The sequence below is a fragment of the Thiohalophilus sp. genome, from assembly GCF_046483665.1.
Classification (GTDB): Bacteria; Pseudomonadota; Gammaproteobacteria; order UBA6429; family Thiohalophilaceae; genus Thiohalophilus.
Map to the genome: position 1 here is coordinate 130,773 of NZ_JAWOCR010000013.1, position 14,320 is coordinate 145,092.

13 protein-coding genes are annotated in these 14,320 nt (G+C 53.2%); 1 reads left to right on the forward strand and 12 read right to left on the reverse strand.

All coding sequences use genetic code 11. The annotated features are described in order from the left end of the window. Nucleotides 1-31: 31 nt before the first annotated feature. The 8 genes from R6U90_RS03795 to R6U90_RS03830 form a co-directional block, all read right to left on the reverse strand. A complete protein-coding gene (locus R6U90_RS03795; RefSeq protein ID WP_410351330.1) occupies nucleotides 32-1,609 on the reverse strand; it encodes a glutamate synthase-related protein in 1,578 nt (525 codons plus the stop codon). Nucleotides 1,610-1,684: 75 nt separating this feature from the next. Then, nucleotides 1,685-2,104: an alternative ribosome rescue aminoacyl-tRNA hydrolase ArfB gene (gene arfB, locus R6U90_RS03800; protein ID WP_410351331.1), complete on the reverse strand. Its 420-nt coding sequence runs from the start codon at nucleotides 2,102-2,104 to the stop codon at nucleotides 1,685-1,687. A 4-nt stretch (nucleotides 2,105-2,108) separates the two neighbouring features. Then, nucleotides 2,109-2,444 (reverse strand): hypothetical protein, encoded by a 336-nt coding sequence (locus tag R6U90_RS03805; protein WP_410351332.1) that lies wholly within the window; start codon nucleotides 2,442-2,444, stop codon nucleotides 2,109-2,111. A 6-nt stretch (nucleotides 2,445-2,450) separates the two neighbouring features. Continuing rightward, on the reverse strand, nucleotides 2,451-2,906 hold the full coding sequence (locus R6U90_RS03810; RefSeq protein WP_410351333.1) for a YaiI/YqxD family protein: 456 nt from the start codon (nucleotides 2,904-2,906) through the stop codon (nucleotides 2,451-2,453). 170 nt (nucleotides 2,907-3,076) lie between these two features. Continuing rightward, a complete protein-coding gene (gene cynS, locus R6U90_RS03815) occupies nucleotides 3,077-3,574 on the reverse strand; it encodes a cyanase (RefSeq protein ID WP_410351334.1) in 498 nt (165 codons plus the stop codon). 15 nt (nucleotides 3,575-3,589) lie between these two features. Further along, nucleotides 3,590-4,540, reverse strand: a complete 951-nt coding sequence (locus tag R6U90_RS03820; RefSeq protein ID WP_410351335.1) for an ABC transporter ATP-binding protein — start codon at nucleotides 4,538-4,540, stop codon at nucleotides 3,590-3,592. A 4-nt stretch (nucleotides 4,541-4,544) separates the two neighbouring features. After that, a complete protein-coding gene (gene ntrB / locus R6U90_RS03825; RefSeq protein ID WP_410351336.1) occupies nucleotides 4,545-5,381 on the reverse strand; it encodes a nitrate ABC transporter permease in 837 nt (278 codons plus the stop codon). A 3-nt stretch (nucleotides 5,382-5,384) separates the two neighbouring features. After that, the gene (locus R6U90_RS03830; protein ID WP_410351337.1) at nucleotides 5,385-6,815 is read right to left on the reverse strand and encodes a CmpA/NrtA family ABC transporter substrate-binding protein; all 1,431 of its coding nucleotides are present in this window, start codon (nucleotides 6,813-6,815) and stop codon (nucleotides 5,385-5,387) included. Nucleotides 6,816-7,188: 373 nt separating this feature from the next. Here R6U90_RS03830 and R6U90_RS03835 point away from each other — a divergent pair, with 373 nt between their 5' ends. After that, on the forward strand, nucleotides 7,189-9,114 hold the full coding sequence (locus R6U90_RS03835) for a sigma 54-interacting transcriptional regulator (protein ID WP_410351338.1): 1,926 nt from the start codon (nucleotides 7,189-7,191) through the stop codon (nucleotides 9,112-9,114). Between the two features lie 399 nt (nucleotides 9,115-9,513). Here the strand turns inward: R6U90_RS03835 and R6U90_RS03840 are convergent, their stop codons facing one another. The 4 genes from R6U90_RS03840 to R6U90_RS03855 form a co-directional block, all read right to left on the reverse strand. Beyond that, nucleotides 9,514-9,801, reverse strand: a complete 288-nt coding sequence (locus R6U90_RS03840; RefSeq protein ID WP_410351339.1) for a coiled coil domain-containing protein — start codon at nucleotides 9,799-9,801, stop codon at nucleotides 9,514-9,516. 47 nt (nucleotides 9,802-9,848) lie between these two features. Further along, nucleotides 9,849-12,515: an aminopeptidase N gene (pepN, locus tag R6U90_RS03845; RefSeq protein WP_410351340.1), complete on the reverse strand. Its 2,667-nt coding sequence runs from the start codon at nucleotides 12,513-12,515 to the stop codon at nucleotides 9,849-9,851. 207 nt (nucleotides 12,516-12,722) lie between these two features. Next, entirely contained in the window at nucleotides 12,723-13,898 is a 1,176-nt protein-coding gene (gene dinB, locus R6U90_RS03850; protein WP_410351341.1) for a DNA polymerase IV, read from the reverse strand. A gap of 248 nt (nucleotides 13,899-14,146) precedes the next feature. Then, nucleotides 14,147-14,317 (reverse strand): lytic transglycosylase domain-containing protein, encoded by a 171-nt coding sequence (locus R6U90_RS03855; protein ID WP_410351349.1) that lies wholly within the window; start codon nucleotides 14,315-14,317, stop codon nucleotides 14,147-14,149. Nucleotides 14,318-14,320: the final 3 nt, after the last annotated feature.

Genomic DNA, 14,320 nt, shown 5'->3' on the forward strand with positions numbered 1-14,320 from the left:
ATCGTTGCTCAGTTTGCCTGTCGCACTGGCATCAGGACTGACCGTTCATGCCGGCATAAACGATGCCCGACAACCGTGCCATCTCGTAATCGAACGTGGCCAGATCCGTCTGGTTAAACTGGTCGAGACGTCCATGCCCGCAGGCCCGCGCCATCACCTGCATCAATTGCACGGACGATTGCAGAAAGCGGGCCAGACGATGGGCGCTGTCATCCACGTCCAGCCGTTTACGCAGTGCGGGGTCCTGGGTGGCCACCCCAGAGGGGCACTGGTTGGTGTGACAGATACGTGCCGCCACGCAACCGATCGCCTGAATGGCGCTATTGGCCAGCGCAATGCCATCGGCGCCCAGTGCCAGAGCCTTGATAAAGTCGGCTGGTGTGCGCAGGCCGCCGGTGATGATCAGGGTAACCTTGCCGCTGACACCCTGTTGATCCAGATAACGGCGCGCCCGGGCCAGCGCCGGAATGGTCGGCACGCTGATGTGATCGCGAAACAGTAACGGAGAGGCGCCGGTGCCACCGCCGCGCCCGTCGAGAATCAGATAATCGGCACCGGCCTGCAGAGCGAACTCGATATCCCGTTCAATATGATTGGCGCTCAGTTTGAACCCGACGGGAATCCCGCCGCTGATCGCCCGCACCCGATCGGCAAAACGTTTGAAGTCGGCTGGCTCGCGCAGTTCAGAAAAGGTCGGCGGCGAATAGGCCGGCTCACCTTCTGGAATACCGCGTACCCCGGCGATCCTTTTGCTGACCTTGGCGCCAGGAAGATGCCCGCCGGTGCCGGTCTTGGCTGCTTGCCCGCCCTTGAAATGAAACGCCTGCACCTTCTCGGGAATTGTTTCGTCATAACCGAAACAGGCGCTCCCCAGTTCGAACAGATAGCGACTGTTAAGCTGCTGTTCCTCAGCCAGCATCCCGCCCTCGCCGGAACAGATCCCGGTACCCACCTGTTCGGCCCCCTTGGCCAGTGCCAGCCGTGCCTCCTCGGAAAGGGAACCGAAGCTCATGTCGGAGACCAGTAACGGTGTTTTAAGGCATAGCGGTTTTTTGCTTTGCGGACCGATCACCAGTTCGGTAGCGACTGTGGCGTCATCATCCAGCGGTTTGTTGTGCAACTGCGCCATCATGATCTGGATATCGTTCCAGTCAGGCAACCTGTGGCGTGGCACGCCCATTGCCGCCACCGGTCCGTGTTTGCCCAGCGTACCCAGACCCTCCCTGGCCAGCTGATGAATCAGCTCGATGGCTGGTTCTTCCCCGGTGATTTTCGGCTCGGGTTGCTTGTCCTTTTTATGAAGGCCCTGCTTACCAGCATCAGTCGTGTTGTCCTCGCCAGAGACTTCCTTGCCTACATGGCTCTCGAAGAACTGATTGTGCGAACCATCGCAAAAAGGCAGATTGCCACTGTGCTTGCAGTTGCACAAAAAGGCTTCACCTTCCTTCTGCGGTGTAAACACCAGTGGCTCGAAACCAGTAACAGCATGCGAGCCATCACAAAATGGCTGATTCTGCGAGCGACCACAGACGCAAAAATAATATTCCTGATCGTTGGAAAGTTTAACTTTGGCGGGTTTATTGTCGGCGACAACCGGTTTTTTTGCCATACGCGTAGCAGCTTCCATGATTCAAAAGTCAGGACTAAGTATATGAATCTGTCTATCCCGGGACAACCGACATAACTACTCGTCGGCACGAACCTTGCCGCGATTACGCTTGATTTTACTACGCTTTTGTTTGGATTCCAGACGGCGCTTGACCGACCCACGTGTCGGTCGGGTCGGCCTGCGTTTTTTATGCGTCACCAGCACCGAGCGTATCAGCTCACGCAGCCGTTCCAGTGCCTCCTCGCGGTTTTTCTCCTGGCTGCGATAACCTTGCGCCTTGATCACGATTACCCCCTCAGAGGAGATGCGTTGATCGGACAAGGCCAGCAAACGTTGTTTATAGGGCATCGGCAGCGATGAGGCATTGATATCAAAGCGCAGATGTATGGCCGAAGCCACCTTGTTCACATTCTGACCGCCAGCCCCCTGGGCGCGGATCGCCTGCATGTCGATCTCTCTGTCGGGAATAGCGATATCCTTTGAGACGCGCAACATAAACTCAATCCACCATAACACTGGCGACGGCCGCCCCGGTGCACCGATCAATGCTTAACTGCATACGGCAAAAGGCTGGTTTGTGTAGTGGCTCATCCCCACAACTGCAGTTGGCGATGATCTCGGTGAAAAATACCCCGATGCGGGCATGCAGCATCCGGTCATCCTGCTCGATGCCCAGTACGCTCACTTGCAGATCGATCGCATCAGGATAACCACTCTCACTGGTAGCCCGATCCAGCGGCAGGTTCACCCCGACACCTGATTCCAGCTCCCGTTTCAGAGTCCGGATCAGAGCGTCCGGGTCGTGTTGCTCGATGGTGTGAAGCAGTTTCAGCATGGCAGTTCAAACAGAGGGCTGGCTGTGGGTGAGGATCCTGTCAAGATGATTGGCAAACGTCTGGCGCTCGGTCTGGCTCATTGCCGCCTGCCCGCCAGTGTCCACCCCGCTGGCCCGTAGCGTATCCATGAAATCGCGCATGTTCAGGCGCGAGCGGATATTATCGAGAGTAAACAACTCGCCGCGAAAACTCAGCGCCTGCCCGCCTTTTTCGATTACCTCGGCCGCCAGGGGGATGTCGCTGGTAATGACCAGATCACCCGGTTCGACGCGCCGTACAATCTCGTTGTCCGCCACGTCAAATCCGTGCTCGACTCGCATGGATTTAATATAGCGTGATCGGGGAGCCTTGACATACTGGTTCGCAACCAGTGTCATCGATGTCTCCGTGCGTTGAGCCGCACGGAACAGGATCTCCTTGATCACCGCCGGACAGGCGTCGGCATCAACCCAGATGTGCATGTCTGTATCCCGTAATCTGTTTCAAACAGACAGTTTACAGGATCTTTATTGACTCTGGTGTCCCGAGCATGGCGGATCAGTATAGAAACCCGCAAAGCAAAGCACCCCACCCGATTGATGGAGGGGGCGTTATTTGCGGGATAATCGGTATAATGTATTCTTGGCGGCGTTCACCAGGACTTGTAGGGCAGGAATTTTCCGTTTAGTGTCAGAACCACCCGATCGCCTGCCGGATTTTCTTCCTTCTCAATCTCCATACTGAAATCGATAGCACTCATGATGCCATCACCGAATTTTTCATGGATAACTTCCTTGATAGTGTCGCCATATACCCCGACCAGCTCATAAAACCGGTAGATCACCGGATCCTGCGGTACGCTCCAGTTCCAGGATTTATGGGGAAACGCCTGCAGAGCCGTACTGACTTGCGAGTCCAGGTCCAGTACACCACACAGTTTGTCGGCGATGTCTTTACTGGCGCTGTTTTTGCCGAAGCAAACCGAAGTGAGCCAGATGACCCCGACGCCTACCTGATCGGCAATCGCCTGCCAGGTTGTTTGCTTGTCGATTTTCGCGGCTATAATTGCCTCGGTCATTTCTTCCTTGCTGAGCCGACCTTTGGCCAGGGAACTGGATGGGGTAACGAGATGTTCTGCAGTTGCACTCATGAGGTTCTCCTTGGGTTATTGCAGGTTCACGACCTGGCGAGTCTGTTCACTGCCTACGGTCTTTTCGGTTTCAAGTAATTGGCTGACCTGCCCGGTTGCCGGGTTCACTTCCGGGGGATAGGCCGGTCTGGCGTTTTCGTTGTGTGGTATGCGGGGCGAATCCGGGTCATTGAGTTCCTTGGAACGTTTCACCAGGAAGTCCACCAGGTGGTTGCGAATCGGATAATAGTTGGGGTTATGTATGATATTTTCCCGATCACGATGCCGCTGAATATCGATTACCACCGACTCGGCAATGGTCGCATTGGGACCGTTGCTCATCAAAAAGATGCGATCGGCCAGCAAAATAGCTTCATCCACATCATGGGTGATCATGAATACAGTCTGCCCGGTCTGTTCGCAGATTTTGATCAGTTCCTCCTGAATCATCCCACGGGTCAGGGCGTCCAGCGCACCGAACGGTTCGTCCAGCAGTAACAGTTTAGGTTCGATGGCGAAGGCACGGGCAATACTCACACGCTGACGCATACCGCCAGAGAGTTGTGATGGCTTGCGTAGCTCGGCACCTTTGAGCCCCACCATCTCGATATATTTCATGCTGTGCTCGTAAACCTGTTCATTGCTCCACTGAGGCCAGCGGGATTTCACCGCGAAAGTAATGTTCTTCAGGCAGCTCATCCATGGCAGCAGGCTGTAATTCTGGAATACCACCCCACGGTCCAGACTCGGACCGGCTACTTCCCTGTTATCCATCAACACCACACCGCCACTGGCCTGATCCAGGCCAGCCAGAATATTCATAATGGTCGACTTGCCGCAGCCCGAATGGCCGATGATGCAGACAAACTCGCCCTTGTTGATGCCGAAATTCAGATTTTCGAACACCGTTAACGGTTCGCCTCCCTTGGGGGCGGGGAATTGCTTGACCAGCCCCTGTGCATCGAGAAAGTATTTTTTCTTACTCATTGTTTCACTCCGCGTATTGGACCATGCGTGTTGCTTTGGCCAGCATGAGATCAAGTAACATGCCCACCAAACCTATCATAAGGATGGAGAACACCACGCTGGTCAGATCCAGGTTGTTCCATTCATTCCACACGTAATAACCAATACCTGTACCGCCAACCAACATTTCTGCGGCAACAATCACCAGCCAGGCAATGCCGATTGATATCCGCATACCGGTCAGTATGGTCGGTGCTGCGGCTGGCAACACCACCAGAAACGCGGTGCGCATCGGTCCAAGTTCATGGGTCCATGCGACGTTGAGATAATCTTTTTTCACCGCACTGACACCGAAAGCGGTATTGATCAACATGGGCCAGATAGAACAAATAAAGATGACAAATACTGAGGACACCTCAGAATCCTTGAGAATGAACAATGCCAGAGGCATCCAGGCCAGCGGCGAGATCGGTTTTAAAACCTGAATAAAGGGATCCAGCGCTTTATACATCAGTGGTGACATCCCGATCAAAAAACCGACCGGAATTGCGATAAGTGCGGCTAGCAGATAGCCAATCAGGACACGCTGGAGTGAATAGAGCAGCTGAAGGCCGATACCCTTATCATTCGGCCCCTTGTCATAGAACGGATCACTTAATTCCTTTATCGCCAGGGCACCGATTTCAGTCGGGTTAGGGACCCGAGCCTGTGGCTGGGATCCTCCCATAAGCCGTTCATACTCGGTCATCGACTTGTCCGCGTCAGGAGGCTTGTTACCCTGTTCCCAGATAGTCAGGAACAGAACAAGGAGAGCCACTGACAGGAGGGCCGCCCTAACATTGAGATTCTGAAAGACATCCATGCTTCAGGCCCTCGTTATCGCGAAGCTCTTGGCATATTCTTCGGGTTTCGTATAGTCGAACTCTTTACCCATGATGGTGTAATTTTCATAGGTTTCCTTCGGGGGTTCATAACCCAGCTCCTTCATGAGTTCGCCACACTCGGATGCAAGATAGACTTCTTCGGCAATACCCTGATAATTTACATCGCCCTTGATATAACCCCAGCGTTTCATCTGGGTCAGAATCCAGACAGCCATCGAATGCCAGGGGAAGGGATCAAAGTCGATACGATCAGGTTCGTTACGCACATTACCGAGTCCATCAGCGAAACGTCCGGTCAGCACCTGTTCGACAACCGGGACCGGCTGATTGAGATAGCCCTTGGCGGAAATAGCCTGGGCAATATCCTTGCGGTTCTCCTGCTTGGCCGAGAAATGAGTAGCATCCACAATGGACTTGAACAACGCACCGTAGGTATTGGGATTTTCACGCGCAAACTCTGCGCTGGTGGCAAAGGCGCAGCAGGGATGTCCCTGCCAGATCTCCTTGGTTAGCAGATGTATAAAGCCGATCTTCTCCCAGACAGCGCGCTGATTAAATGGATCTGGTGATAAATAGCCGTCCAGATTACCCGCTCGCAGATTGGCCACCATCTCCGGTGGCGGGACCACCCGGATCTGGATGTCCTTGTCCGGATCCAGGCCATGTTCGGCAACATAATAGCGCAACAGAAAGTTGTGCATCGAATACTCGAACGGCACACCAAACTTGAAACCTTTCCACTGTTTAGGATCGCGCTTGTCCTTATGCTTGTTATGCAGGGTAATCGCCTGGCCGTTGATGTTTTCCACCGCAGGCATCAAAAACGGTTTGGCTGTGGAACCGGCACCCATGGATATTGCCAGAGGCATTGGTGTCAGCATATGCGCCGCGTCATATTCCATGTTCAGGGATTTGTCCCGGGAGACAGCCCAGCCAGCAGTTTTGATGACATCCACATCGAGACCATATTTCTCATAAAACCCCATCGGATGGGCCATTATGATCGGCGTAGCACAGGTGATCGGCACAAATCCGACCTTGAGTTTTTTCTTCTCCAGTGGACCCAGGCTGTCCTTGACCGCCGCCTTGGCAGCCTCCATGGGAAAGATACTTGCCAGCGCAGCGGCGGCGGTACCCGCTCCAACCAGTTTCATGAACGAACGACGTGAGACTTCATTGTGACCAAATACCGCACGAACCACGGCGCTTTCCACCGCACGATCCATCAGATCCTCGGGGCTCTCGAATGTAGACAGGTTTTGCTCAACGACCTGATCAGCATGGCTGGCCTGGTGTGTTGTGTGCTTATCACCACTGCCAGTTGACGGATTACAGGCCTTACAGGTACAGGCAGCACCATGGCTCAGGTCACTGTTGGGATCAAATGGATTATCAAGGCTCTTGTTAGTCATGGTTTCCTACCTCTTCGCTTCGCTACATTTAAAAATCACCCATGCGCACTACACTGGTGCATGCGTGCCAGCATGATGCAATGCCTCACCAGTTGGCCACGGTGTTCATCGGCTGTGACCGCAGGCTGCTTCTGGTATCAACTTCTGCAATTGCCATACCAGCATTGCGAACTAAATATAAGTCTCTGAAATACTGCAGAAAAACGTCAATCCACCCCATTTAGACTATTACGCAAATTCGTAGATTACGAAATCGCCGAGCGCTACTTACGAAATAACGTAATCTGGAACACTTTCTGCAAAGAGGAAGTAAGAGTCATTTCTGGCCACAGCCTGTAACTAGCCGACTTATCAAAAAGCAGGATAAAAACTCATGCTCCTCAATACTGATCTTCAGAACACCCTGGCAAGGCAGACTTTGCAAACTATTAATGAGTCTCTGCTTATCATTGATCCCTACGCCGATCGATTACTGATGAGTAACGTCACTGCACAACAGCATCTGGGTTACAGCGAGTCCGATCTCTCAAGTCTGTCGGTTAGTCAATTATTCAAACATTGCATTGTCGATTTGATAAACTTCACCGATCAGGTTCTGACACAACAAAGCGGCTGGAGTCTGGATCTGTGTTGTTGTCACCGTGATGGTCATCCCCTGCAGATCGAAGTCTCCGCATGTGCAATCCGTATCAACGAACAATCATTGCTGGCCATGCTAATCCGAGATCGTCGACAGCTGAAAAAGCAGGAGCAAAAGGCCCGGGCCGATAACTACATCCGACGAGGGCTGGGCGAGTGGCAACAGATCGAAGAAATTTTTCAGGAGATCGAACGCGAAAATCAATTATTACTACAGGCCGTGGGAGATGGTATATATGGGGTAAATGCCAGCGGTCAGACCACCTTTCTTAATCCGGCAGCAGAGCAAATGCTCGGCTGGCAGGCGGAAGAAGTCGTCGGTAAAGATATACACACCCTAATCCATCACACCCATGCTGATGGAGATCATTATCACGTGGAAGACTGTCCGATCTATGCCGCGTTTCATGACGGTGCGGTACACCGTGTCGACAATGAAATATTCTGGCGCAAGGATGGTACCGCCTTTCCGGTTGAATACACCAGCACCCCGGTGACCGATCATGGCCGTCTGGTAGGTGCAGTGGTGATCTTCCGTGACATTACCGAGCGCAAGGAGACAGAGCATAATCTGCATGCCGCACTGGAAGAGGTCAATCAGCTCAAGCTACGTCTGGAACAGGAAAACGCCTATCTGCAGGAAGAAATTCGCAGCGAATACAACTACAAGGAGATCGTCGGTAAAAGTACAGCCATCCAGCGTACCATTCATCAGATTCAACTGGTAGCACCAACCGAAGCAAATGTACTTATCAGCGGCGAGTCAGGCACAGGTAAGGAACTGATTGCGCGCGCAATTCATGAATCCAGCGGCCGTAGTGAACGTCCCCTGATTCGGGTCAACTGCGCAGCGATTCCGCGTGAACTGTTTGAAAGCGAGTTCTTCGGTCATGTAAAAGGAGCATTTACCGGTGCCACAGGCGATCGCGCCGGACGTTTCGAGCTGGCAGATGGCGGTACACTGTTTCTTGATGAAGTCGGCGAGATTCCTGTTGAACTGCAGGGCAAACTGTTACGGGTATTGCAGGAAGGTCAATTTGAACGGGTCGGAGACAGCCGTACTCGTAAAGTCAATGTACGTATAATCGCTGCGACCAACCGTGATCTACTTCAGGCAGTGCGTAAAAAACTGTTCCGCGAGGATCTCTATTTCCGGCTGAATGTTTTTCCGGTCGAATCGGCTGCACTGCGTGAACGCCAGGATGATATCCCTCTACTCGCTTCTCACTTTCTTAACCATGCCAGACAGAAACTCAACAAACCACAGGTACGGCTGACCCAGGGAGACATTCGTCGCCTGGCCGACTACCGCTGGCCGGGAAATATTCGTGAACTGGAGAATGTGATAGAACGGGCCGTGATTCTCTCACGAGGCGACCGTCTGAGCTTCGATCTGCCGGTTCCAAATACAACGCCGTACCCGATGTACAATCCACCAGTGGCCAGGGAAGAAATCTACGCCGGCAACTTGATGACCTGCGATGAACTGCGCGTGCTTGAGATAAATAATATCCGTCTTGCCCTGCAAAAGAGCAAAGGCCGGATTTTTGGTCAAACCGGAGCTGCCGAGCTGCTCAACATGAAACCCACTACTCTGGCCTCACGCATTAAGCGGCTGGGGATAGAAAAAAACGGACTTCAAGCGGAGGCACACGATTGACCTGAAACACTCTGATCAGTTGGCCTGCCATACCCGATTCTGTACTCCGTATAGTTTTTCTGCGCAGATCAGATTAGCGGCAGCCATTTATCGGTATCTGCTCTCGAACCTCGAAAACCATAAAAAGAAATTGCCTGCAATAGTGGCTTAACCGAAGACCGCCGGTGATCACAAGAACCGGGCACTTTTGTCTGTCAGCAGAGCGACACAAGACCGGGGACCTGTCTGCCCCGAGGCCCCCTGAATTCAACAACCCTATTTTTCAAGGATATACCGATAATCCGGGCTGGATACTTTGCGTACCTGGTACTTGCGCGTTAATTTATTGTTAAGACCCAGCAGGGGAGCCCAATATTCAGGATCGAGATAATAACTATCGACGCAGAGCAATGCTGAAAATCATTTGAAGTGCGAACTGGCTGATTTTATTGAATCTCGCAGATCAGCCCATGCGACTTCTATGCCGGCCTTGAGATCTTCCCAGGCATCTTCGCTGGCATTTTCCAGCTCAGTCAGCTTGTTACGCGCGGCATCCTGTTTTTCTCTCAATGACTCGATATTTTTGTAGTATTCCAGCTGCACATCAGCTTCAGTCTTGTCTGCGCGGGCCTTGAGTATATCGATTTCATTTTTCCATTCATCCAGCTGGGCTTTCAATTTCTGTTCGTAAGCTTGCTTAAGGCTCATAGATTTCTCCTTTTGCAGGACTATTGTGTACAAGAACAAGTGCCACTTCAGCCTTCAAGGCTCTTTGATGCAACCTCATAGACATCATTGGATAACCCCTCCTTACTAATAATACGCTCCAGCTGCTGCTTCATCAGTGCCTGGCGTTTTTCGTCGTAGCGCTTCCAGCGGCTGAGGCTTTGCACCAGCCGGGCGGCGATCTGGGGATTGAGACTATCCAGTTCCAGCACCTCGTCACCGAGGAACTGATAACCGCTGCCGTCGGCGGCATGGAAGTTGACAGGATTACCGGCACAGAAACGACCGATCAGGGCCCGGACCTTATTGGGATTCTTCAAACTGAATGCCTCATGCTGCATAAGTTGCCTGACATGCTGCAGGGTACGCGGCAGGCGCGAACCGGCCTGAATTGCGAGCCATTTTTCCACCACCTGCTGATCATGTTGCCATTTCTGATAGAAATCTTCCAGCGTCTTCTGGCGTTCAGGAATGGCGTAATTAGCCAGCATCGACAGAGCTGCCAGAGTATCGGTCATATTGTTGGCCTGGCTATACTGTTGCATGGCAAGGTCGAACATGGCCTGTTCCTCGGTTTCCAGCAAGTAACCCAGGCAGAGATTACGCAGAGAGCGCCGCGCCATTTCATCGGCGTTGAAGGCATAGGCTTTTTCTCCGCTGTTGGCTTTATAGATTCGAAGCCATTCATCCTTGAGTTCAAACGCGAGTGTCTGGCGCATGAAGTGTCGAACTTCGAAGATTGCCTCGACATCCACGACCTTGCATTGGTCGGCAATATAACCTTCCGAGGGCAGGCTCAGGGCCTGGGCAATCAGGGCCTTATCCAGATCGAGGTTGAGCAGAATCTTGCGATATGCGCGAATAAACATGTCGTCCAGTATCAAGGGCTTTTTCTTCTGATACTGCTTGATCATCCGTAACAGGATATTAAGTACCAGTTGTTGACCCGCATCCCAGCGGTTGAACTCGTCGCTATCGTGGGCGAACAAAAACGCCAGCTGTTCATCGTCATAACTGGTCTGGATCTTTACCGGCGCCGAGAAACCGCGACCGAGCGAGGCTACCGGTCTGTGGTTGACGCCGGTAAAGGTGAAAGACTGTTTGGCTTCGGTGATCGACAATACCCTGGTGCGGGCTTCGGCCGGGACGTTCTCGCCTGCCAGTTGCAGCAACAGATCGTCGCCCTGCAGATCCAGCAGCCCGACCGCGAGGGGAATATGGAACGGTTGTTTCTCCGGCTGGCCCGGTGTAGGTGGACAACTCTGTTCAAAATGCAGAGTAAAGGTCTGCCTCTGCTCATCGAATTCTTCGTCTACTTTCAGTACCGGCGTCCCCGCCTGGCTGTACCAGCGCATAAACTGGCCCAAATCGACGTGGTTGGCCTCTTCCATAATCCTGACGAAATCTTCAATCGTGACGGCCTGTCCGTCATACCGAAAAAAGTAAAGATCACACCCTTTGCGAAAACCCTCTCGGCCAACCACATTCATGATCATGCGCACCACTTCCGCACCCTTATTGTAGACAGTGACCGTGTAGAAGTTACTGATCTCCATGTAACGGTCAGGCCGCACCGGATGGGCCATGGGACCCGAGTCCTGAGCGAACTGATGGGTACGCAAAACATTCACATCATCGATGCGCTTGACCGCCCGCGAATTGAGGTCCGCTGAGAACTCCTGATCGCGGAAAACGGTAAAACCTTCCTTGAGACTCAACTGAAACCAGTCGCGACAGGTGACACGATTCCCCGACCAGTTATGAAAATATTCATGGGCAACGATGCTCTGAATATTGTAGAAGTCATGATCGGTAGCAGTCTCGGGGCTGGCCAGAACGCAGGAAGAATTGAAAATATTCAGTCCCTTGTTCTCCATGGCACCCATATTGAAGTCGTTGACCGCCACGATCATGTAGACATCCAGATCGTATTCGCGGCCATAGGTTTCCTCATCCCAACGCATGGCCTGTTTAAGCGAAGTCATGGCATGATCACATTTGTGACGGTTTTCTTCTTCCACATAGATGCGCAGAACCACTTTACGGCCGCTCATGGTGGTATAACTATCTTCCTGACAAACCAGTTGTCCAGCCACCAGTGCAAACAGGTAACTGGGTTTGAGACTGGGATCCTCCCAGCGTGCCCAGTGGCGACCGTCATCGGTATCCACCGCTTTCACCAGATTACCGTTGGAAAGCAATACCGGATATTTCGCCTTGTCACCGACCAGGGTAACGGTATAGCGCGACATAACATCGGGGCGATCGGGGAAATAGGTAATACGACGAAAGCCCTGCGCCTCGCACTGGGTGCACAGCATAGCGCCCGAGTCATATAACCCTTCCAGCTCGGTATTGGCAGCTGGCCTAATCCGGGTTTCAATGATCAATTCAAACTGTTCAGGAACGTCAGGGATCGTTAACCCCTTTTCGTCGAGCCGGTACCGCGTTTCGTCCAGCGGTTCACCCTCCAGACGCAGGCTCAATAGCTCAAGTTGATTGCCGTCCAGAAACAGGGACGGATTGGCATCGGGATGTTCGCTGTTGCGCCGTACTGACAGTGTAGCCCGGACCCGGGTAGAGGCTGCGTCCAGATCGAAATGCAGGTCCACGTTGTCGATCAGATAAGCCGGCGGCGTGTAATCCCTGAGATAAACCACATTCGGCCCGGACTGGTTGGCGGCGAGATCGGCCATGAATACTCCTTGAATATGTGATACTACTTCGCCTTATTGTAACTCAGCAAGGGGGGGACGTGAGGGCATGCGAGCAAAGTGTAAGGGGGCAGGTTCGATACGTTAACAGCAAATTTTGCGAAGCCGTCACATACCATCTCGTGACTGCTCCCGGCCTACTGTCCGGTTCACGGCTTTCCTAACCTCACAATCTCGCGATCACACGCCCTAACGATGGGTAATCCCGCCACCACGACGTAACTGCTGTTTGCCGAAACGGTTGTTGATCGCATCGGCCAGTTCGTCAAGCTCCCCTTGTTTGTCCGTGTCCCTCGCTGTGCTGCCAAACAGCTCCCCCTGTTGCTGTGCCGGCGGGTCCTCTCCCAGACCGCTGACACCGACACCGAGCAGACGTACCGCCGGTGAGCGCGCGGTCCAGGCTTCCTCCAGCAGAGCGAGTGCTGTATGACATATATCCCGGGTGGAGCATGTGGCCTCAACAAGCGTACGTGCACGTGTCACGGTTTTAAAATCGGCAAAGCGCAGCTTGATCTGGATGGTACGTCCGTAAAAATCCTGCTGGCGTAAACGATAGGCTACCTGTTCGGCCATATCCATTAGCCAGGCACGCAGAATCTGTGCCTCATGAATGTCTGCCGCAAACGTATTTTCCATGGAAATCGATTTGGCACGATGATCGCTAATAACCGGGCGGGGATCCCGACCGTGAGCCAGCTCCCACAGGTGAGTACCGAACTTGCCGAATTCCATCGTTAAAAACCCGGCAGTACGCCCACGCAACTGGCCGATGCTGCGAATACCCAGTTGTTCGAAGCGGGCGCCGGTGACCTTGCCTACGCCCCACAATCTGGAAACCGGTAACGGGTCGAGAAAGTTCTGTACCTGGTCCTGCGCCACCTCGACCAGGCCGTCGGGCTTGTCGAGATCCGAAGCAATCTTGGCCAGAAACTTGTTGGGAGCAATGCCCACCGAGCCGATCAACGACAATTCATCACTGATATCCTGCTTGATTCGCAGGGCAATCTCCCGGGCAGGACCAAACAGCTTTTCGCTGGCGGTCACATCGAGAAAGGCTTCGTCCAGCGACAAAGGTTCGATCTCGGGGGTGTAACGGGCGAAGATCGCACGGATCTGTTGTGATATCTTTTGATAAAAGTCCAGTCGCGCCGGCAGGCGCACCGCATCGGGGCACAGACGCAGGGCCCGGATCATCGGCATGGCACTGTGCACTCCGAACTTACGCGCTTCGTAACTGGCTGCCGCCACCACGCCACGCCCCTCGGCCGATCCACCGACGATCACCGGCCTGCCGGCCAGCGCCGGCTGCTCGCGTACCTCCACCGAGGCGTAAAACGCATCCATATCGACGTGAAGGATAGCCATCTCTCTCCTATAAGTTTTTACCGCAAAGGCACAGAGAACGCGGAGAACCGCAAAGGTTGACTGAATATCATTATACGCAGGATAGCCGGAAAGTGCCGCCCTCAACACCACCCGCTCGGATAGCTGCGTCTTCAACTGTTTTCTGGATTCCGGCACTGCCGGAGGGACAAACTGGCGGAAATGAAAAAGCAGGGCCGTAGCTCTGCTTTTCCTCGTCACTCGATACTCGTACCTCGTCCCTGTGTTGTCTAGGGCCAGTTACTGTAATACGCGTGTTTTTTCAGCACTTTTTTCACATACTTGCGTGTTTCGGGATACGGCGGGATGCCCTGATAGCGGTCAACGGCATTTTCTCCGGCGTTGTAGGCGGCCAGCACGAGTTTGAGTTGCCGGGGATAGCGTTGCATCAGATCCCGCAGGTA